This is a genomic window from Streptomyces sp. NPDC047061, from assembly GCF_040643955.1.
In the GTDB taxonomy this organism is placed as follows: domain Bacteria; phylum Actinomycetota; class Actinomycetes; order Streptomycetales; family Streptomycetaceae; genus Streptomyces.
Genome location: NZ_JBEYVI010000016.1, coordinates 152,082 through 170,469 on the forward strand (window position 1 = coordinate 152,082; position 18,388 = coordinate 170,469).

Sequence of the window (18,388 nt, forward strand, 5' to 3'; positions counted from 1 at the left end):
GCAGCCCCGCTTCAGACGCACTCCAGGGACTGTTCCGCCCAGATCGTCTTCCCGTTCTGACCGTAGCGACAGCCCCACCGTGTGGTGAGCTGGGCGCCCGCCACCAGCGCGGCCATCGCGACGACCACGCTGGAGTGCCCGAGGGCGAACCAGAACCCCACCGACACCGGCCGCCTGCCGTCCGCCATCAGCTTGCGGGTGGTGTTGTCGATCGCGGCCATGTGGTCGGCGTCGAAGGCGTGCCGCATGCCGAGCGTGTAGGCGGTGACGCCGAGCCCGATGCCGAACGCCTTGGAGCCGATCTCGTAGTGCCCGGGGACGACGAGCAGGAAGAGGATGCCGAAGGCGACGACGTGCAGGGCGACGATCAGGATCGCGCCTTCGCCGGCCCGCCGACCGTCAGCAGGACGAGGGCCAGCACCTGAACCGTGACGACCACCGCGATCAGCGCCGGGATCGACACCCCGTAGAGGGCGCCGATCAGCGCGCCGCCCACCAGGCTCGCCGCACCGACCACCCCCGCGAAGACGCCGTAGGCCGTCGCGCGGCGCCCCGGCGGCACCAGGTCGGCGACCGTCGCCCGCAGCGTGGACTCCTGAATGCCCATGGCCGCGCCCCACACCAGGGAGCCGAGCACGGCCACCGTCACGGTGTCCGCGAACGCCAGCATCGGGACGGCGGCGGCCAGCACCGGCAGGGCCACCAGCACCCGCGCCCCGACCCGGTCGTACAGCCAGCCGGTCGCCAGCGCGGCGAGGGCGTCGACGGCCATCGCGGCGGCGTACAGCACGGGTACCCAGGCCGCCGTCATCAGGTGGTGCTGGACGAGGTGGTAGGAGAGCACGCCGAAGGTGGCGAAGCCTGCGGTGGTGGCGGCGGTGAACGCCGCGTACGTCCAGAACGCGCGGGGCAGGCGGCCCCCCGGCGCGGGCTCGTCCGCAAAGACGGCGGCCTCCCGCTCGTACGCCGCCGGGTCGGGCACGCGGGCCCGCAGCCACACCAGCACACCCAGCACCGCGACTCCCGGGACGGCGAGCACGCCGAGCGCCGGCCCGTAGTCGTCGCCGGTGAGCGCGAGCATCCCGGCCACGACGAGCGGGCCGATCAGTGCGCCGACCTGGTCCATCGCCTCGTGGACGGCGAAGCCGCGCCCGCGCCCGGTGGCGGCGGTCGCGTGCGACAGCAGGGTGTCCTTGGCGGGTGAGCGCACCGCCTTGCCCACCCTCTCGGCGATCACCAGCGCGCAGGCGGCCCAGAGCACCCCGACCGCGCCCAGCAGCGGTACGGAGATCACCGTCAGCGCGTACCCGGCGATCGTCAGCCCCCAGAAGCGGTGCGTGCGGTCCGCCAACGGCCCCGAGACCAGCCGCAGTCCGAGCGCCGCCGCCTCGCCCGCGCCCGTCACCACACCCACCACCAGTGCCGACGCCCCCAGTGAGGCCAGCAGCGGTCCGGTGATCGAGCGGGCGCCCTCGTACACGAAGTCCGCGAGCAGACTGACCGTGCCGAACCACACCACGAACCGCCAGGGCCGCATCCGGGCCGGTACTGCCGGGTGGGCCGCCCGGGGCCTCGAGACTGTCATGGACGTACGTCTCCTCGTCGCGGACGCCACCGGTTCCGGTACGTCCGTGCCGCCCATCATCCTCCGGCCTGTTTCCCGGCGGCGGCCGGCCCGCATGCATCCACCCCACCCGAAATGACAGGTTCCAGTCAAGGCCTGCCCAAGTTCCGGACACGCCCTCCCGCCCGTGATCGGGTCCCACCGACGGCCGTACGAAAGCCCGTTTGGGAGGATCCGGTGTCAGCACCAACCCGAAGAAGACGATGGCTCACGACCTGTGCCATCACCGCAACCGCCGCACTCGTCGCGCTCCCCGCAGGCGCCGCATCCGGCCGGAACAACACCCCGTTCGGCGCCCGCGCGCTCACCCGGCTCGCCGCCGAACGCACCCAGTCGGTGGGGTCCGCCGCCCCCAAGGTGACGGCCGAGGACGATGACGACGGCAACGAGGCCGACGAGATAGCCGAAGGCGCGGACCAGTACGCCGAGGCCCGCACCTCGCCCGGCATCGTCGCCCCCGGCGCCTACGGCGCCGCCTGGACGGATCTGAGCAACCTGCCCAGTACCGGCGGCAGTTGGCGGAACATCACCGACCTGCCGTACAACTCCGACGACGCCCGCTACCGCGACATCGACTCCAACTCCAGCGGGGGCTCGGGCAATGTCACGGGCCGGATGGCGGCCATGGCCGCGGACGACCACGGATACGTCTACGCGGGCAGCGCGGGCGGCGGCGTATGGCGGTCCCGGTCCGGCGGCGGGCACTGGCAGCCGATCAGCGACCGGCTCTCCTCCCAGTCCACCGGCGCGCTCGCGCTGGACGGAGCCGGCCGGCTGTGGCTGGGCACCGGCGAGGCCACCACCAACGCGGACGCCTACCTCGGCAGCGGCGTCTACGTCCTGTCCGACCCGCACCACGGCACCTTCTCCGCCCACAGCCGGGTCGGCGGCGACGAGCTGGAGTCCACGACCATCCACGAGCTGCGCTTCGGCGGCGGCAAGGTATGGGCGGCGACCAGCGAGGGCGTGTGGAGCCACTCCACGAAGACGCTGAAGGGCGCCTGGAAGCTGGAGTTCGCGCCCAACCCCGAGTATCTGCCGGGCGGTTCACTCGCAAGCGACCCATCGGCCGCGTACAAGAACATCGCCAACGACATCGCGATCGACCCGAAGGACCCGGGCAGGGTGGTCCTCGCGGTCGGCTGGCGCAGCGGTGACGACTACAACGGCTTCTACGCCAAGGACTCCAGCGGCACCTGGACGCGTATCACCAGCGGACTGGGCGACCTGCCGGCCGACCCGGACGACGTCGGCAACGTCACCTTCGCCCGCTCCGCCGACGGCTCGCGCTACTACGCCGTCGACCAGTCGCCGGAGCAGCTGAACACCAACCCGGACAGCGGCCTGGAAGGCATCTACGTCTCCAAGTCCGGTTCGCCCACCGGGCCCTGGACGAAGATCGCCGACTACCAGGGGCTGGCCGCCGACGGCTCGGCACTGACGACCAGCGGCTACATGCCTGGCGTACAGGCCTGGTACAACCAGTTCCTCGCCGTCGACCCAGCGAACGCCGAGCACATCTACGCGGGTCTGGAGGAGGTGTACGAGAGCAAGGACGGCGGCGGCACCTGGTCCACCGTAGGGCCGTACTGGAACTTCTCCTTCCCCTGCTGGTCCATCGACCCGGCGAAGCAGACCGGCGACTGCAGCCAGACCACCCACTCCGACCAGCACGGCGTGGCGATCGGCAGCTACCACGGCAGGAGCTTCGTCTACGTCGGCAACGACGGCGGCGTCTACAAGCGCCCGGTCGACGGATCCCAGGACGCCTCGGGACACGCCACCGACTGGACCTCGCTGAACGACGGCACGATCGACACGCTGCAGTACTACTCGGTGGGCGTCGGCAAGGACCTGACCTACGGCGGTGTCTCGGTCACCGGCGGCCTCCAGGACAACGGCCAGTCGGTCCTGCGCAGCAACGACACCGTGATGGGCTCCGACTTCGGCGGCGACGGCGGCGACACCCTCACCGACCCGGCCAACGGCTGCAACCTCGCGGAGGAGTACGTCTACCTCGCGATCCAGGTGACCCAGAACTGCGCGGTCAACGACGGCAGTTGGATCACCGATCCCACCAAGGCCACCTCTTACAACGTCGCCCCCGCCGACAACGCCACCGGCGAGGCCCGCTTCATCGCCCCGCTCGCGGCCGACGCGAAGAACCCCGCGACCTGGGTCGCCGGCGGCCGGCACATCTGGGTGCAGACCCATGGCTATGCCATCCGCAGCGGTGACGAGTGGAAGAGCGTGTACGACCTCGGTGCCGGCCGCACCGCCACCGCCGTCGCGGCCTCGGGCGGCAAGGTCTACGCGGCCTGGTGCGGCCCCTGCAACAACCAGGGCTTCGCCCGCGGCATCTCCGTCGGCAACGCGGACGGGACCGGGTGGCACGACATCACCCTCCCCGTGGACGGGACGGTACCGAACCGCTACCTGAGCGGCTTCGCGATCGACCCGAAGAACGCCGACCACGTCTACCTCGCGGTCAACGGTTTCTCCCGGCACTGGACGGAGGGCCCGGGCGCTGGCGTCGGCCATGTCTTCGAGTCCACCGACGGCGGCACCACCTGGAAGGACATCTCCGGGAACCTCCCCGACGTACCGGCGAACTCCGCGGTCGTCACTCCCAGCGGCGGCCTCGCCGTGGCCACCGACCTCGGCGTCGTCTACCGCGCGCCTGGGCGCACGCAGTGGGAGCGCGTCGGTTCGCTCCCCGCGGTCGCCGTGCTCCAGCTGAAGCCGGGCCCCGACGGCAGCACCCTGTACGCCGCCACCCACGGCCGCGGCATCTACACGATCAAGATGCGCGGCCGCGGCTGACGCAGCGGCACGACGGGGGTGACCCGGACTTCTCCGGGTCACCCCCGCTCCGGGTACGGCACCACGTTCACGTCGAGTGTGAAGGCGACCCGCGCCGCGCCCGCCACGTCCGGCGCCTTCGCCGTCACGGTGACCACGGTCCTGCCGCCCCGGGTGCCGGCGCAGCGCAGCGAGGCATGGGCGGTGCCGTCCGCGTCCAGCCGCCACCCGGAGGCCACGGCGAAGGCGGGCGCCGAACTCCGCACACCCGTCCAGCGCTTGTCGTCGACACGGGGCTCCAGGAGGAGCGACACCACGGTTCCGGGCCGTACGCACAGCTCCCGCCGGGGCGCGTCCCCCGGCGCCACGGCGACCTCCGCGTGCCCGGCGCCGCAGTTCCCCGCCGACGGCACGGTCCCCGAGTCGGACGCGCTCGCGGAGACCCTTCCGGACGGGCTTCCCGCCGCTCCGCCGCACGCCACCAGCAGCACCGTCCCGGCGAGCGTCCCCACCCCGGCCCACCAGCGCATAGCGCCACCTCCCGATGCACTCGTACACCTACCAGCATGCCCTCCGCCTCGCGTTCCCCGACGGGGTCCGGCCGCGCGCGGGCGGGCGGGCGAGGTGCTCCGTACGGATGGTCGCGGTGGGGGTCTTGGTGAATTCAGCGTGTCCCGGTCGGGCGCTCACGGGGTGAGCGGTAACGCGGTGTCACAGTCATCTGGCCCGATGAGCAGATCTTCAGGGTGTTTGTACCCCGGCCGGACCAGAAGGAGAGGGATGAGCAGGACCAGAGAGGGGGACCCATGTTGAACAGACAGGTTCGACGGCGCGTCCTCACCGTTGTCGGCAGCACTCTTCTGATGCTGCAGTCACTCGTGGTCATGGGGCCCGCCGCTTCACCCGCATGGGCGGGCGACGACCGGAGTCTCGCCACCAACGGCAACGAGCCGCACAACGCCACCGTCAATCCCCGCAGGCCGAGCCAGGTCGCCGTCATGCAGGGATGCACCGTCCGGATCGACAACAACTTCGGCAAGGACGGCTTCCCGATCACGCGGACGTCGACCCTCCCCTGCTCGGGGGACCCGTCCCTCGCCTTCGACTCGCGGGGTCGTCTGTTCGTCGCCCATCTCTCGACCAGTTTCAACACCGCCCCCAGCTTCGGGGTGGGCGTCGCCCGGATCAACGACCTGACGACGCCGGGGACCCAGACGTACACGGCGACCCAGGTGAGCGCGAACAGTGCCGTCAACGACGACAAGCCCTGGCTGGTGGCCGACACCAACCCCGCCAGCCCGTACCGGGACAACCTCTACATCGTCTGGTCGCACCTCGGCACCCCGTGGCAGATCCAGTTCTCCCGCCTCGTGAGCGGGAGCACGACATGGTCGGCGCCGAGGGTTCTCTCCGCGGTCGGCGAGGGGAACGTGTGGCCCTCCCACGCGGCGGTCGGCCCGAACGGCGACCTCTACGTCGCCTACCACGCCAACGGCTGCAACGAGGGAGCCGACGGACTGCCCGGCCTGGGCACCACCCAGCTCCTCCGCGACGGCTCCGGCGGCGCCGATTTCGCCGCCGGCACGGTCGAGCAGAAGACAACGGCGTTCGGGGCGGGCCAGGCCACCATCACCTGCAACGTGGTGAACTCCCCGGGCGGTGACATCCCGGGAACCGACTTCTGGCTCCAGGGCAGCATGCAGCCGTGGATCCTGCCCGACCCGGCACGGCCGGGGAGCGTCTACGTCGTCGCCAACGACGACCCGAACAACGTCTTCGGGAACGGCGACGACGCCGACGTCGTCATCGCCCGCTCCACGGACAACGGGCAGACGTTCACCCGGGGCAGGGTCGACCACGGGCCGGGCCACACCTTCGCCGTGATGCCCACCGCCCACATCGACCAGGACGGCAACGCGGTCGTCACCTGGTACGACAACCGCAGCGGCCGGCGCAACTTCGGCACCGGGCCGAACGGCACCAACAACTTCCTGCTGGAGCTCTACGGCACGACGAGCCGCGACGGCGGGCAGACCTGGGCGCAGGACTTCCGGGTCAGCGACTCCCCCTTCGACCCCGACCGCAACGCCCCCTGCCGTTTCGCCTGCGGCGCCGGCTCCACCCAGCAGACCCTGCGCATCGGGGAGTACAACGGACTGTGGTCGGCCGACGGGATCGGTTACGCGACCTGGACCGGCAACACCACCCCGCCGACGGCCACCGCGTCGGCCCAGGGCAGTCAGACCACCTACTTCGACGTGTTCTCGATGCTCGGCGCCTTCCCGGACGCCTTCGAACCGAACGAGTCGATCGACACCGCCGTCGCCACCGCGCTCGGCACGAGGAACAGGGTCACCAGGCCGCGCCTCACCCTGCACAGCGCGACCGACGTCGACTTCTTCAGGGTCGAGCCCCGCCGCACCGGGCACCTGCGGGCCGAGATCGCCTTCAACGAGGTGATCTCCCGGCTCCAGGTCCGCGCGTACGACAAGTTCGGCAACCAGGTGGCCACCGGAACCACCGCCACGACCAGGCCGGGCAGTTCGACCAGCAGACTCGCCATCCCGGTCGTCGCGGACGAGCCGTACTTCGTCGCGGTGAGCGACGCCGGCATCGCCGACCCGACCAGACCGGGTGACGCCTCGCCGACCGACCCGCCGCAGGCCACCTACGACCTCACCGTCCTCAACCGGGCGGCCCCCGAGCCCTACGGCCTCGACCTCGCGCACAGGTCGGACTCGGGCCGGTACGACAACGACGACGTCACCAGGATCCGCGGTCCGCAGCTCTTCCTGCGGGTCGACGACTCGGAACTGCGATCCGCGGGCATCCCACTGTCGCCGCAGAACTCCACGGCCACCCTCACGGACGACTCCCCCGGCTACAAGGTGGCCGTGGAACGCGACGGACGGCGCGTCGGCTTCGCCCAGCCGGTGGACCCGGTCGCCAGACCGGGGCTGTACCGGATCCGTCTGAACCCCGTCCTGGTGGAGGGCGAGAACCAGATCACCGCGGAGGTGGTGATCGTCGACCGGTCCGACGACCCGGGCATCCCCGGGGTGTCCCACGTCGTCGGTTCGGGCAGGGAGAGCGCGCACCGGCTGTTGATCACACTCGACACCACCGCACCGAGGCGTCCGGCCGCCCCGGACCTGCTGCCGTCGAGCGACACCGACAACCGCAGGGACGACATCACGTCGATCACCAAACCCGCCTTCCAGGGCCGGTCCGTCGAGTCCAACGCGCTGGTGCGGCTGACCGCCGATCCGAAGGGACCCGTCGGCCCGGCCGTGGCCGGCAAGGACACCGTCACCTCGGGCGGCTCCTACGAAGTCGTCAGCGCCCCGCTCGACCTGGGGAAGTACGGCTTCGCGGTACGCCTCGAAGACCTCGCGGGCAATGTGAGCCCGGCATCACCGGTCCTCAAGGTGGAGATCGCCAAGTCCCCGGCTCATGGCGACGCGCACCGCCCGAAACCCGCTCACCACTGTCGCTCGGGTGGCTGTCACCGTCTGCTCCCGCATCCCCTGTAGGCGCCGGGTGAAGTGAGCCCTCCGCCAGCGGTGTTCGGCCCGGCCCCGGTCCATCCCGGGGACCGGGCCGAGCACTTGAGGGAGGTCGGCCGGCCGTGTCGCACTGATCAGTGCCGTCGTTGATCCGCGTGATGCGCCCGGCACCGGCAAGCGTGGGAGACGACATGCAGACGAACCGCACCTGGGGCAAGGCCGTTGTCATCGGCGGGAGTTACGCGGGGCTGGTGACCGCGCGGGTGCTCGCCGACTTCTTCGCGGAAGTCGTCCTCGTGGAGCGGGACGCCGTGGACGAGGACACCGGTGCTCACCAGGGTGCGCCGCAGGGCTATCACGCGCACGCGATGCTGGCCAAGGGCGGCGAGATCCTGGAGCGGCTGTTTCCCGGGCTCCGGGACGAGCTGCGGGAAGCCGGTGCGCCGGTGTTCGACTACGGGCAGGGAATCGACTTCCTGCTGCCGACCGGACTCGCACCCCGGGCCCGGACGGGGGTGCAGATCCAGACGTTCACCCGCGACGAGCTGGAGCGCCGGCTGCGGCGCAAGGTGCTCGCCCGCTCCGAGGTCACCCTGCTGGCCGGCACACAGTGCTCGGGGCTGACCCGGGACGCCTCGGGTCGGGTGACCGGACCGCCACGATCGACAGCGACATCCCGCACAAGGTCATGCTGGCCAACCCGATGCACTACCTGGAGAAGCACAACCCCCGGCGGGCCAGGCACTGGTGGCTGCGGATCGGCACCAGTGACACCACGCACTCCCTGACCGCGATCACCAACCTCGCCCTCAGGACACAGAACCTCGGCGACGACGTCAACCTCAAGATGTACTGGGACGGCGGCCACGGCGCCAACGAGGACCCGGGCGACCTGATCAAGTGGATGGGCGAGATCACCGGCTACGGCATCGGGTAGCACCGACGCCTCGGCTCCGGGACTCCGAGGGCCCGGCGAGCGTACTGCTGCTCGCCGGGCCCTTTCGCCGACGGGCGAGAGCTCAGGGGCGTGCCGTGAAGTGGACCAGGATCCGGCCCGTGTTGACCGTGTCGATCTCCACGCGGTCGTACAGCTTCCTGATGTGCTTCTGGCCGAGGAACGCGAGGACGCGCCCCTTGAGCTGCCCGGTGCCCTTTCCGTGAATGATCTGCACGACGGGCTCCCCCGTGCTTTTCGCCTGGAAGACGACCTGCCGCAGCGCGAGTTCGATGTCGCGGTTGTTCCGGAAGACCGGGTGCAAGTCCAATGTCAGCAAGGTGCTACCTCCCGTCGCCGCCATCTGTGACGACCCGGACCGAGTGTGTCATGCGGGCCCCTGCCGGGACCCCGGCCCGTACCGGAGGACGGCTCAGTGCGGGAATGCCCGCGGCGGACGCTGACGGGGCAGCGTGGTGCGGAACTCCTCGATCACGGAACTCACCTGCCGCATCAGCGAAGTCCGTTCCAGCAGACCGAGGTAGAGGTTGCGGCGGGCCAGTCCGGGCAGGTCCACACAGAAGTACAGTGCCATCAGCGGGTTGACGAACAACTCGCCGCCCTTGGTCCGTTCCGTGAACCGGACGTCGCCGAAGTCACCGCGCACTGCGGCGGCGACGGATCCGTGCACGATGCTCGGGTGGCTCGCGGTGTGGCGCTGGGCGTGCGCCACCGCGTCGAGATACAGCGCGCCCTCCCGCGCAGCCCCCAGCAGCGAGAACGCCCCGAGATAGGCGCCGTCCCGGTCCAGGGCGGCCAGGTTCTCCAGTACGAGCGAGTGGTTCACGCCGTGGTACGCGTCCACCCCGAAGCCGAGGCAGGCCACCAGCCGGTGCGGGACCTCGTCGAGCCCGCTCACGGCGGCCAGGCTCGCCATGTCCTCCTCCGGGGTGCCGAGACCGTGTTCGTCGCCGCGCATCAGGATGTCGGTCCCGCCGTCCACCAGCACGACCGCGTCGACACCGCCGAGATGCGTGATCAGCGTCCGGTAGGCCGCCCGCAGCGGAGCGACCCCGATGCTCGGGAACGCGTACACGGTCGACGGCAGATCCTGCGTCGCGAGCCACTGGGCGAGCGTCCGTTCGGGGAAGTAGTCGCCGCGCAGGGGGGTGTCGGGCCCGACGGCCGCGACGTCCTGGTCCACCCACACATCGAGGTCCAGGCCGTACAGGTCGGCGAAGGACAGGTTGGCGAGGTGCACCTCCTTGCCGGCCGACCGCAACGCGAGTGCGAGCGGCAGCCCGGCGTACACGTCGAAGCCGCCGCCCGCACCGGCGACGAGCACCCGTCGCGCGTCGCGCAGGCGGGTGAAGAACGCAGGTTCCCCCAGAGAGATCACCGCAGGACGCTAGCAGGAAGGCGAGCCGGCACGGGTCGACCGATGCCGCCTGACCGAACGCCGCTACGCGCCGCCCACCGGCATCCCGCCCACTGGCATCCCTCGCATGACAAGGCGGGGGTGGCGACCGGGTGTCGTGGCGGTGCTGGCGGCGGTCTGCGTCTCCGCCTCCGACCGTCCGGACGTCGTCCGCACCGCGTCCGACCTCGGCCCCCTGCCGGCCGACCGCGCCCGCACCTCACCGGGCAACGGGACCTCGCAAACCTCCTGAGATCTATGCTCGGACACGTGATCGAGACTGAGCGGCTGCTCCTGCGACCTCTGCGGGTGTCCGACGTCGACGTTTTCGTTGAGCTGCACGCCGACCCGCGGGTCAACCGGTTCGTCGGGTCCTACTCGCGTCAACAAGCACTGGAACGCCTCACGGCGATCGAGCGGCAGTGGGCTGAGCGAGGCCATGGCCTGTGCGCGATCGAGCTGAAGTCGAGCGGGGAATTCATCGGTCGAAGCGGTCTGCAGTACTGGGAACAGTTCGACGAGGTGGAACTGGGCTGGACCCTTCGAGCGGATCACTGGGGGCACGGCTATGCGACCGAGGCTGCTCAAGCGTGTCTGGCATGGGGGTTTGCCACCCTTGACGACGACTACTTCACGGCTCTCATTCGGCCGGGCAACGAGGCTTCCGTGAGGGTGGCCGAGCGCCTGGGCTTCGCGCCGCGTCGAGAGGACCGTCTGCAGGGACGCCCTGTCACGGTCCATGCCGTGGGCCGTCCGGCCGATCTGCCCGCCTGCTGATGTTCCGCGTGCGTCACGGCAGCAGGACTCTCTTCGTCAACAGCGCGAGAGGGCCGACCGGGCCTTGTCGGGGTCGTACCGCGCTGCGAACATTCGTTCAGCGCAGGCTTGTTGCTCGCGAGGGGTCTCGGAAGGGGAACACGGGATGGCGTTATGGCGGCGCAGAAGCCAGCACGACGGCGCATCGGGCACCGCGCGACCGCACTTACCGGGGACGCCGTTCCCCGGGTCCTCTGCCCCGCAGTCCGGCTCCACCTACGACCCGCTCGAAGGGCAGCCCGGCACCGAACCACTCGCCACTCTGCGGAGCGGGGCCCTGCTCAGCGCGGTGGACCAGGCCAATGACGCGGTGGACGCCGCGTACGACGACTGGTACGCCCTCGCCAGGAGCGCCGCCGTCCTCGGCCGGACCCAGGAGAAGAGCGGCGACGCCGAACTCGCCGTCGCCGCCTACGACCAGGCGGTCCGTCTGTACAACGACAACTCCCGCAACATGGGCCACGGCGCCGATGCCGTCACGGGGCTCGCCACCCTGGTGGACTGCGCGGGGCGGGCCATGCTCCTCCACCACCGCCAGGGCCGCGGCACACTGGCGGACGCCGCCTTCGACGTGGGACGCCTCTTCGCCGAGTTCCTCGCCCACAACAGACTGACCTCCTCCGCCTCCCAGCTCCTCGGCCGCCGGGTCGCGGTCCTGCAGCGCACCGGACAGCCCACCGACGATGTGCTGGACCCCGGGGTCCTTTCCCTGCTGCCCCCGCAGGACACCCTGCGCGAAGCCACCTGGGCCGTGGCGGAGTACCTGGAGCCCCCGGGCCCGCACACCCTGGCCGAGGCCCTGCGCGCCACCGGTGCCGAGAAGCAGGGGTGGGCGATCCATCTCGCCGACGCGCTGACCGTGGACGGCGGCAGCAAGGTGGAGGACTGGTCGCCCACCCTGCGCGGTAGCCGTCTCGCCTTCCTGCCCGGTGCCGCCGAGGCCGTCACCCGCGCCCTCGGCGATGCCACGGGCACGGCCGCGGACGGCTGGCGCCTGACCGGCCGCGAGATCCACATGTGCTACTCGGTGGCCTCCGGCCGCGGCGAGCTGCGCTACATCCTCGGCGACCACGCCGAATACTGGGGCGGCCTCCTGCTCGCCCTGGGCAAGGACGCCCTCCGCGCCGACGACACCCCGCTCGCCGCCGACTGCGGCAACTGGCTGCGCGGCGTGCTCACCCAGGCCAACCCCCACACCTTCATCGCCCCCTGGGGGGAGGCACTGCGGGCCGGGGTCGAGCAACTGCCCAGCTGAGGCCGCCTGCTCGGCCGGCGGGATCCGCCCGCGCGGCCATGCCCGCCCTCCACCTCTTTCTCCTCCCCCGAGAACTCCTCCTGCGGGAGCCGAGGCCACACAGGAGTCAGGAGCGGGGAACCATGACGTCCCAGTGCTCGACGCACTTGCCGCCGGCGACCCGGAACAGGTCGTGGAACACGAACGGCGTCCCGGCGAACGAACCCTCCGAGCGCAGGTAGGCGAAGTCGCCCTCGACGACGACCTGGCGGATCCCGTCGTACGACATGGTGACGCCCTGCTCGGCCAGCGCCGTGAGCGCCGCGACCAACCCGCTGACTCCGTCGGCGAAACGGGGGTTGTGCTGGACGTAGTCCTCCCCGGCGAGGTAGTCACCCAGCGCGGCCGTCCTGCCCTCGACCAGGATGTTCTGGACCGTCTCGGTGGCGATGCGCCGCGTCTCCTCGGGGTCTGCGGAGTGGTCGACGGCCGTGCCGCCGTCGATCTGCGAGTGCCCGTTGACCGGCGCCGGCACCCAGGCCTCCTCGTCGGACCAGTGTTCGACCGTTCCACCCTCGGAGTTTCGCCACAGGTCGAAGCGGACCGCGGCCGGTCCGGAGGCACCGACGACGATCGAATGGTTGACGACGAAGTCGCCCTCTGCCAGCACTCGGCGCACGATGCGGTGGGGGGTCTCAGTGGACATGGATGCCTCCGTCAGTCTAGTTGGTATGAAATCTGGACCGACTCCTGCGAGTACCCTAGCCACGTGAGTCCAAAAGTCAAACCAACCCCCCGCGAGTGCTCGGTCACCGACGCCCTCGCCGTCGTCGGTGACCGCTACACCCTTGAGCTGGTCCGCGAGCTCTTCTACGGAAACCACCGGTTCGTCGACCTGGCGGCACAGCTCGGCGCGCCCCGCAGCGTGCTCTCCGCCCGGCTCACCAGACTCGTCGACGCCGGCGTCGTGTCACGACGCCGGTACAGCGAGCGCCCGCCGCGCGAGGAGTACCTCCTCACCCCCGCGGGGCGCGACCTCGCCCCCGTGCTGCTCGCACTCAAGCAGTGGGGCGACCGCTGGAGTCGCGACGGCGCACAGACCGCCGAGTTCACCCACGTGTGCGGCTCCCTCCTGCACGTCGACAGCACCTGCGCCTCCTGCGGCGAGATCGTCCGGTTCGAAGACCTCACCGTCACGGGCGGAACCCATCCACCCGTCATCGCCGGAGTCACCGAAGCTGCCGAATAGGGGGCACCCGTCCGCCGCCGTCGCCCTCGCCACCCTCCGTCACGACAGAGGCATGACCCTGCGGTAGGTGAACACCGCGATCACCGCGACGATCACGTGCATCAGGAGCAGGGCGAGGACACCCGTGGCTCCGCCGTCCCCGAAGAGCAGGAAATCCGGCACGAAGGAGACCACCACGACCGCCGGCACCAGTCGGCGCACCAGCGCCCCGGGGTCCTTCGCCGCCTTGCGTACGACGGCCCATCCGGCCGAGCCGAGCACGACCCCGACCGCCGTCAGGAAGACGTACGAGGACGCCTTCAACGGCTGGAAGTCGTCGGGCGCCCCGACGGCATGGGCGATGAGCGCGATCAACGTGTTCGCGACGGAGGAGACGACGATCGCGCCGAGCACTCCTCCCGCCACGACGAGCGGACCACGGCGGACAGCGACTGCGGGTGAGGTGACGGACACGGCTGCTCCCAGGGACGTCAGAGATCAGTTTGAAATATCAAACGCAAGTGTCCCCTTCTCTGCTTGAGGTTTCAAGCGTCATTCCTCGCCGCTCAGGGAAAGTCGACCGGAGCGTCGGTGAGGATGGATACGGCGGCGGCACCGGCGCAGTCGGCCGTGAAGGTGTCCACCGCGGCGATCTTCGTGCCCCAGCGGTCGATCATCTCGGACATCACGGACTGCGCGATCCGGTCGATCCAGACCTTCTGGGCCGCCCATCCGTTCAGGGGCTCGGCCAGGCCCGCCTGGATCTCCGGCAGCGAGATGTTCCCCAGGGTCTTCTGTGTCGTGGTCCAGAAGTCCAGGAAGAACTCACGTGACTGCCTGACCTCCGCGCGGGTGCCGGTGCGGTAGATGTGGCCGCCGACATAGGTGGTGAAGTCGGTGCCGAGAATCGCGTCGTGCCCGGCGAGAATGCCGGGCAGGTAGTCGGCGTTGCCCCAGGCCCGGTACGGCGCCCAGCCCGGCATGACGACGTCGGACATCGCCGTCAGCCCCTGCGCGGGGAAGTGCACGAGGATGTTCCCGGACTCGTGATTGGCTCCCGGGTAGACCACGTGGATCTCCTCGCCGCCGATGTACAGCACCTTGTGGTCCTCGTTGATCACGACGTGCGGCTTCGGCCGGGACGGATCGTTGTGCAGGGTCAGCAGTGTCGCGGTGTCACGGTGCGCGATCCGGGTCGCCCTGGGGTAGTTGGTGACGCCGGCGACATGGTCGGCGTGGCTGTGGGTGTAGAAGAAGTGCGTGACCGGCTTGTTGGTCACGGACGCTATGGCGGCCCGGAGAACCTTACTGGTCAGAGGCGGTGCGTCGACGAGTACGACCCCCGTACGGGTCACCACGAACACGGACTGGACGTACTGGTAGATCAGGACGTACCCGTTGCGGCCCACCCGTTCCAGGCGGTAGCCGTCCGCGTTGACCGGCAGGGGCTTCACGCTCTCGGGCAGCGGCAGGAAGGCCGGCGGCGAGGGTTGTCCGGCGGCACTCGCAGGGGAGATGCCGGCGAGGCCGAGGGCGGCGGCACCGGCAGCGATACCGCTGCCGCGCAGGACATGACGACGGTTGATCACGGTGGCTCCTGTGTTTGCTGACCATGGGTCACGTGGACGGCGCCACTCCGCGAGGCACTCGGGTGACACCGCGGAAGCGCTCCCCTCACATGTTGTCCAGGACCACCCGGGCGCGGTATGGACGCACCTCTCCGATGTATGGACGTTCCCCATCGACCAGTTCAGGGGTTCGGGGGTTCTCGGGTGACGACCGTGCGAGATGCCACCTAGGGTGTTCCTGTCACGGTTCTTGTCACGGTTCTTGTCACGTATGTGTGCTGCCGAGCGAAGAGAGTCCATGTCCGACACCCGGCCGGTGACCTTCCCGACGGTCCCGGGCCCACGCATCGGCGATCTGGCCGTCGTACGTCTCCCGGAGGCCCGGTCCGCGGTCTTCGTCCACCTCTACGAGCACGAGACGTTCGGCGACCCGCAGTGCCCCGTGAGCGGCCCGCACCGGCACGAGTTCTACGAGCTGGTCTGGGCGCGCGAGGGCGACTGCTCGCATCTGATCGACGACGAGCGCCGGCTGCAGAGCGCGAACACACTGCTGTTGATCGGCCGTCGCGGCGTCCACCAGCTGGAGCGGGGACAGGAGCTGTCCGGAGCGGTCGTCCGATTCGGTGACGAGCTGCTGCACGACGAGCCGGCGGCACGCTCGGTCGTCGGCACGCTGCTCGCCGGTACCGGCGTGATGTCGGCCGAGGTGCCGTACGGCGACACGGCCCGGGTCGACGCCGTCGTGAGGACGCTCGCCGCGGAGGCGGGAAGGTCTCCCGAGGTCCACAGCGTCGACATCCAACGTCATCTGCTCATGACACTGCTGTCCTGGACAGCGCGCTGGCACGACCGTGACACGCCGCACGGGCCGGAACAGACCGATCTCCAGTTGTCGAGACGCTTCGGTGAACTGCTCGAACGCGACTTCGCACGCCATCGCGACGTGAGCCACTACGCGCGGCAGCTCAACGTGTCACCGGCCACGTTGTGGCGGGCGTTGTCGCGTGCGACCGGCCGCTCCACCCGCGCCCTCATCACCGAACGGGTCATGACCGAGGCAGCGCGGCTGCTGCGCTTCACCGACCTCACGGTCGGCGAGATCGCCACCCGTGTCGGCATCGACGACCGCCTCTACCTCTCCCGCGCGTTCAAGCGGCAGTACGGCGAGCCTCCCCTCGACTACCGGCAGCACACGCGCGAGAGCCCGACCCTGCTCAAGGACCCTCAGGCGTCCGACACGGCCCTGTGACTGCTCGATGTGCTCGTCACCGGCTGGGCCGGCGTGACCACGACCACCTTGCCCGGCGGCCGCTCGGTCACGGCCTCTCCCGGAGGCGACGGCGAGCGGCGCCGACCGGGACGGGGGCGGGACCGGCCACCACGGTGTTGGAGACGGTACCGATGCCCTCGACGGTGAGGGCGACCGTGTCGCCGGGCTTGAGCGGCGCCGGGTCCTGCCTGCCTCGCAGGCCCCACAGCTCGGCCAGGCAACCGCCGTTGCCGCAGGTTCCGGAGCCGAGGACGTCGCCGGGACGGACGACGGTACCGCGCGAGGCGTAGGCGACCATCTCCTCGAAGGTCCAGCTCATGTTGGACAGCAGGTCCCTGCCGACCACCTCGCCGTTGATCTCGGCGGTCAGTGCCAGGCGCAGGAAGCCGTCCGGGTCACGGTACTTGTCCAGTTCATCGGCGGTGACCAGGTACGGGCCCAGGGTGGTGGCGGTGTCCTTGCCCTTGCACGGACCGAGGCCCACCCTCATCTCGGCGGACTGCAGATCGCGGGCGGACCAGTCGTTGAGGACGGTGTAGCCGACGATGTGGTCACGGGCCTGCCGCACGGTGAGGTCACGGCCCTCCTTCCCGATCACGGCGGCCACCTCCAGCTCGAAGTCGAGCAGTCCCGACCCCGGCGGCACCGGGACGTCGTCGTAAGGGCCGTACACCGCGTAGGGGTTGGTGAAGTAGAACGTCGGAGCCGCATACCACTGCTCCGGCACGCCGGAAGCACCGTCCACGGACCGCCGTACGCCCTCGACATGCTCCTCGAAGGTGACGAAGTCCCGCACGGTGGGCGGCTGGAGGGGCGGCAGCAGCCGTACGTCCAGGACGTGGGGGCCGGCCGGGACGTCGAGGGTGACGGAGCCCGCGTCGAGCAGGCCGGGCAGACCGCCGCCCTCGGCGAGCAGGCCGGTCAGCGAGCTGACGCCGGGCAGGGGGTAGAGCGTGCCGTCCTCTTCGACGACGGCCACCTGGCGTCGATCGCGGTGTTCGTACGTGGCGAAACGCATGCAAGGGGTCCTGTCGGGGTTCGGGTTCAGACCGGCGGGGCGACGAAGCAGCCGCGGTCCACGTCGTTGAAGGACTCCTTGGTGACCAGCTCGTTCATGGGGTTGGCGGTGCCCCACTGGTCGGTGACCTCGGGCCGGGAGAAGTCGTGGACATGAGGGTGCCAGGTGTCCTCGTCGAGGACTTCCAGTTCGGTCGTGTACTCGACGGTGTTGCCGTGCGGGTCCAGGAAGTAGCTGAAGGTGTTGTCGCCCGCCATGTGCCGGCCCGGACCCCAGACCTTCTTGAAGCCGGCCCGTATGACACGGCCGGAGCCGCGCATGTACTCGTCGATGCCCCGCATCTCGAAGGAGACATGGTGCAGGGAGGTGTGCGGGCCCTTCGCGATGGCCATGGAGTGGTGCTGGCTGCTGATCCGCATGAAGTGCATGACGTCGCCGATGTGCGGGTGGCCGAGCGTGTCGGACAGCCGGAAGCCGAGGTGGCGTTCGTACCACGCGCGGGTCCTGTCGAGGTCCGGTGAGTTGAGGACGACGTGCGACAGCTTGACCGGGATCGACTCCTTCTCCTCGATCCTGCGGTGCCGGCGGACCTCGACGTCGGCCGAGACCTCGACGGTGCGGCCGTCGATGTCGAAGAAGCGGAAGCCGTAGCCGCCGCCGGGGGTGTCGACCTTGCCCGGCTGGGAGATCAACTGAACGCCACCGGAGGACAGTTGCCCGGCGAGGGTGTCGACATCGGCGGCCGAGGCGGCACCGTACGAGACCAGGTCGAGGCGCTTCTCGTCGGCCTGCCGCAGCCGTACGACGTACTGCTCGGGGCTGCCCTCGGCGGCGAGGAACGAGATCCCGGTGTCCTCGGCGACCTTGGTCAGGCCCCAGACACCGGAGTAGAAGTCGAGCTGCCTGTCGTAGTCGGGCACGGCGAGGTCGACGTGGCGCAGGTGGGTGAGCAGACGGTCGCTCATCGTGGG

At 70.3% G+C, this 18,388-nt stretch carries 17 protein-coding genes and 1 pseudogene; 8 read left to right on the plus strand and 10 right to left on the minus strand.

The annotated features are described in order from the left end of the window. Positions 1-11 precede the first annotated feature (11 nt). Both ABZ887_RS23735 and ABZ887_RS23740 read right to left on the minus strand, forming a co-directional pair. Positions 12-371, minus strand: a pseudogene (locus tag ABZ887_RS23735) (hypothetical protein); the annotation flags it as partial. Beyond that, positions 368-1,585, minus strand: coding sequence for an MFS transporter (locus tag ABZ887_RS23740; protein WP_361292576.1), 1,218 nt, complete (start codon positions 1,583-1,585; stop codon positions 368-370). The gene ABZ887_RS23740 and the pseudogene ABZ887_RS23735, both read right to left, overlap by 4 nt. Before the next feature lie 216 nt (positions 1,586-1,801). Between ABZ887_RS23740 and ABZ887_RS23745 the strand changes: the two genes are divergently transcribed. Then, a complete protein-coding gene (locus ABZ887_RS23745) occupies positions 1,802-4,447 on the plus strand; it encodes a glycosyl hydrolase (protein WP_361292578.1) in 2,646 nt (881 codons plus the stop codon). 38 nt (positions 4,448-4,485) lie between these two features. On the opposite strand, the gene ABZ887_RS23750 is transcribed toward ABZ887_RS23745, so the two are convergent. Further along, positions 4,486-4,956, minus strand: a complete 471-nt coding sequence (locus tag ABZ887_RS23750) for a hypothetical protein (RefSeq protein ID WP_361292580.1) — start codon at positions 4,954-4,956, stop codon at positions 4,486-4,488. 333 nt (positions 4,957-5,289) lie between these two features. Between ABZ887_RS23750 and ABZ887_RS23755 the strand changes: the two genes are divergently transcribed. Next, positions 5,290-7,959 carry an Ig-like domain-containing protein gene (locus ABZ887_RS23755; protein WP_361292582.1) on the plus strand — a complete coding sequence of 890 codons (2,670 nt, stop codon included), beginning with the start codon at positions 5,290-5,292 and terminating at the stop codon, positions 7,957-7,959. Between the two features lie 583 nt (positions 7,960-8,542). Then, the gene (locus ABZ887_RS23760) at positions 8,543-8,869 is read left to right on the plus strand and encodes a hypothetical protein (RefSeq protein WP_361292584.1); all 327 of its coding nucleotides are present in this window, start codon (positions 8,543-8,545) and stop codon (positions 8,867-8,869) included. Between the two features lie 82 nt (positions 8,870-8,951). On the opposite strand, the gene ABZ887_RS23765 is transcribed toward ABZ887_RS23760, so the two are convergent. Both ABZ887_RS23765 and ABZ887_RS23770 read right to left on the minus strand, forming a co-directional pair. Further along, positions 8,952-9,206 (minus strand): Smr/MutS family protein, encoded by a 255-nt coding sequence (locus ABZ887_RS23765; RefSeq protein WP_361292586.1) that lies wholly within the window; start codon positions 9,204-9,206, stop codon positions 8,952-8,954. 93 nt (positions 9,207-9,299) lie between these two features. Further along, positions 9,300-10,265, minus strand: a complete 966-nt coding sequence (locus ABZ887_RS23770) for a DUF1152 domain-containing protein (RefSeq protein WP_361292588.1) — start codon at positions 10,263-10,265, stop codon at positions 9,300-9,302. 106 nt (positions 10,266-10,371) lie between these two features. Here ABZ887_RS23770 and ABZ887_RS23775 point away from each other — a divergent pair, with 106 nt between their 5' ends. The 3 genes from ABZ887_RS23775 (at position 10,372) to ABZ887_RS23785 (ending at position 12,354) form a co-directional block, all read left to right on the plus strand. Next, positions 10,372-10,536 carry a hypothetical protein gene (locus tag ABZ887_RS23775; RefSeq protein WP_361292590.1) on the plus strand — a complete coding sequence of 55 codons (165 nt, stop codon included), beginning with the start codon at positions 10,372-10,374 and terminating at the stop codon, positions 10,534-10,536. Between the two features lie 17 nt (positions 10,537-10,553). Further along, the gene (locus tag ABZ887_RS23780; RefSeq protein WP_361292592.1) at positions 10,554-11,060 is read left to right on the plus strand and encodes a GNAT family N-acetyltransferase; all 507 of its coding nucleotides are present in this window, start codon (positions 10,554-10,556) and stop codon (positions 11,058-11,060) included. A gap of 145 nt (positions 11,061-11,205) precedes the next feature. Next, on the plus strand, positions 11,206-12,354 hold the full coding sequence (locus ABZ887_RS23785) for a hypothetical protein (RefSeq protein WP_361292594.1): 1,149 nt from the start codon (positions 11,206-11,208) through the stop codon (positions 12,352-12,354). 106 nt (positions 12,355-12,460) lie between these two features. Here the strand turns inward: ABZ887_RS23785 and ABZ887_RS23790 are convergent, their stop codons facing one another. Then, positions 12,461-13,039: a nuclear transport factor 2 family protein gene (locus tag ABZ887_RS23790; RefSeq protein WP_361292596.1), complete on the minus strand. Its 579-nt coding sequence runs from the start codon at positions 13,037-13,039 to the stop codon at positions 12,461-12,463. A 63-nt stretch (positions 13,040-13,102) separates the two neighbouring features. Between ABZ887_RS23790 and ABZ887_RS23795 the strand changes: the two genes are divergently transcribed. Then, positions 13,103-13,582, plus strand: coding sequence for a helix-turn-helix domain-containing protein (locus ABZ887_RS23795; RefSeq protein WP_361292598.1), 480 nt, complete (start codon positions 13,103-13,105; stop codon positions 13,580-13,582). A 39-nt stretch (positions 13,583-13,621) separates the two neighbouring features. On the opposite strand, the gene ABZ887_RS23800 is transcribed toward ABZ887_RS23795, so the two are convergent. Further along, positions 13,622-14,035 (minus strand): DUF6069 family protein, encoded by a 414-nt coding sequence (locus tag ABZ887_RS23800; protein WP_361292600.1) that lies wholly within the window; start codon positions 14,033-14,035, stop codon positions 13,622-13,624. 92 nt (positions 14,036-14,127) lie between these two features. Further along, the gene (locus ABZ887_RS23805; RefSeq protein WP_361292602.1) at positions 14,128-15,150 is read right to left on the minus strand and encodes an MBL fold metallo-hydrolase; all 1,023 of its coding nucleotides are present in this window, start codon (positions 15,148-15,150) and stop codon (positions 14,128-14,130) included. Positions 15,151-15,427: 277 nt separating this feature from the next. Between ABZ887_RS23805 and ABZ887_RS23810 the strand changes: the two genes are divergently transcribed. Then, complete coding sequence (locus tag ABZ887_RS23810) at positions 15,428-16,378, plus strand: helix-turn-helix transcriptional regulator (protein WP_361292604.1); 951 nt, start codon at positions 15,428-15,430, stop codon at positions 16,376-16,378. A 67-nt stretch (positions 16,379-16,445) separates the two neighbouring features. On the opposite strand, the gene ABZ887_RS23815 is transcribed toward ABZ887_RS23810, so the two are convergent. Both ABZ887_RS23815 and ABZ887_RS23820 read right to left on the minus strand, forming a co-directional pair. Continuing rightward, positions 16,446-17,417 carry a fumarylacetoacetate hydrolase family protein gene (locus ABZ887_RS23815; RefSeq protein WP_361292606.1) on the minus strand — a complete coding sequence of 324 codons (972 nt, stop codon included), beginning with the start codon at positions 17,415-17,417 and terminating at the stop codon, positions 16,446-16,448. Positions 17,418-17,443: 26 nt separating this feature from the next. Then, positions 17,444-18,382: a VOC family protein gene (locus ABZ887_RS23820; RefSeq protein WP_361292608.1), complete on the minus strand. Its 939-nt coding sequence runs from the start codon at positions 18,380-18,382 to the stop codon at positions 17,444-17,446. Between the last annotated feature and the right edge of the window lie 6 nt (positions 18,383-18,388).

What these genes read in the sequence shown, in the direction of transcription:
- ABZ887_RS23740 (WP_361292576.1), bottom strand. Translation starts at nt 1,585, where the DNA reads ATGACAGTCTCGAGGCCCCGGGCGGCCCACCCGGCAGTACCGGCCCGG.
- ABZ887_RS23750 (WP_361292580.1), bottom strand. Translation starts at nt 4,956, where the DNA reads ATGCGCTGGTGGGCCGGGGTGGGGACGCTCGCCGGGACGGTGCTGCTG.
- ABZ887_RS23755 (WP_361292582.1), top strand. Translation starts at nt 5,290, where the DNA reads ATGCTGCAGTCACTCGTGGTCATGGGGCCCGCCGCTTCACCCGCATGG.
- ABZ887_RS23775 (WP_361292590.1), top strand. Translation starts at nt 10,372, where the DNA reads ATGACAAGGCGGGGGTGGCGACCGGGTGTCGTGGCGGTGCTGGCGGCG.
- ABZ887_RS23785 (WP_361292594.1), top strand. Translation starts at nt 11,206, where the DNA reads ATGGCGTTATGGCGGCGCAGAAGCCAGCACGACGGCGCATCGGGCACC.
- ABZ887_RS23790 (WP_361292596.1), bottom strand. Translation starts at nt 13,039, where the DNA reads ATGTCCACTGAGACCCCCCACCGCATCGTGCGCCGAGTGCTGGCAGAG.
- ABZ887_RS23810 (WP_361292604.1), top strand. Translation starts at nt 15,428, where the DNA reads ATGTCCGACACCCGGCCGGTGACCTTCCCGACGGTCCCGGGCCCACGC.
- ABZ887_RS23815 (WP_361292606.1), bottom strand. Translation starts at nt 17,417, where the DNA reads ATGCGTTTCGCCACGTACGAACACCGCGATCGACGCCAGGTGGCCGTC.
- ABZ887_RS23820 (WP_361292608.1), bottom strand. Translation starts at nt 18,382, where the DNA reads ATGAGCGACCGTCTGCTCACCCACCTGCGCCACGTCGACCTCGCCGTG.